Here is a 547-nt window from a genome sequence, read left to right as displayed (position 1 = left end):
ACCTTCAACAACACGACGTTTAATTTCATCCGTAATGTGCGGAATTACCTGAACAGTTCCGCCCAAGTAATCACCACGACGCTCTTTACGAATGACATCTTCATAGACACGTCCACTCGTAAAGTTGTTGCGCTTAGTCATTTTAGTGCGGATGTAACGCTCATAATGACCAAGATCTAAGTCAGTCTCTGCTCCGTCTTCAGTAACGAATACTTCGCCATGCTGAAAGGGACTCATCGTCCCTGGGTCAACGTTAATATATGGATCCAGCTTCAGCATTGTGACTTTTAGTCCACGAGCTTCTAAAATTGCTGCTAGGGAAGCAGAAGCAATACCTTTACCTAACGAAGAAACAACGCCGCCGGTGACGAATATAAAACGAGTCATGTAAACCCTGTCGATTCAAAAACAAAACCAATCACGCGCCTAATGAATTTCATTAGCACAACAACGTGACTACCAATATCAGTAAACTACTAGCAAATCGCTAAAAATTTGCGAAGAAAGGGAGGCGAATTAGCACCTCAAGATGGGGCGCCAGAATACC

1 pseudogene is annotated in these 547 nt (G+C 43.7%); it reads right to left on the bottom strand.

Annotated elements, in window-relative coordinates:
- A pseudogene (pyrG, locus tag A3739_RS15055) lies at positions 1-387 on the bottom strand (CTP synthetase); the annotation flags it as partial.
- Between the last annotated feature and the right edge of the window lie 160 nt (positions 388-547).

The sequence above is a fragment of the Oleiphilus sp. HI0067 genome (genome assembly GCF_001635735.1).
Note: the sequence above shows the minus strand (reverse complement) of the source record. Positions and strands in the feature narration are given on the sequence as shown.